Source organism: Dellaglioa sp. CoH-57-MRSF-22 (assembly GCF_056781895.1).
Map to the genome: position 1 here is coordinate 1 of NZ_JBXAXT010000164.1, position 311 is coordinate 311.

The window sequence follows — 311 nt, forward strand, 5'->3', positions numbered from 1 at the left end:
GTGCGGGCCGTTGTGGGGCCCCTTGTGGATGCGATCGAATGGACGGACCTACGACGCGGGGTCATGTATATCCGGCTCGGGGACGACATTTATTTGATCGACGTGCACGGTATCAACGAGCCCCGTTATCTGGAACTGATGGTGCGTCAGGCCCCGACGTACGCGCGGAATCTGCGCTACGTGCCGGGTTGCCGCTACTATGACGATAAAGGAAACCGCATCAAATGAAAAACATTCCGAAAAGCGATTACGATCTGGGTCAGGCACATTTGGCCCGCGACGTGCTGTCCGCATTCGGCCCGCTCGTACGG

Annotated in this window: 1 protein-coding gene; it reads left to right on the forward strand. The window is 58.2% G+C overall.

Going from position 1 to position 311, the window contains the following annotated elements; translation table 11 throughout:
* Positions 1–228: hypothetical protein (locus AC1RPR_RS08650; RefSeq protein ID WP_481763543.1), on the forward strand; the 228-nt coding region annotated here is incomplete at its 5' end.
* Between the last annotated feature and the right edge of the window lie 83 nt (positions 229–311).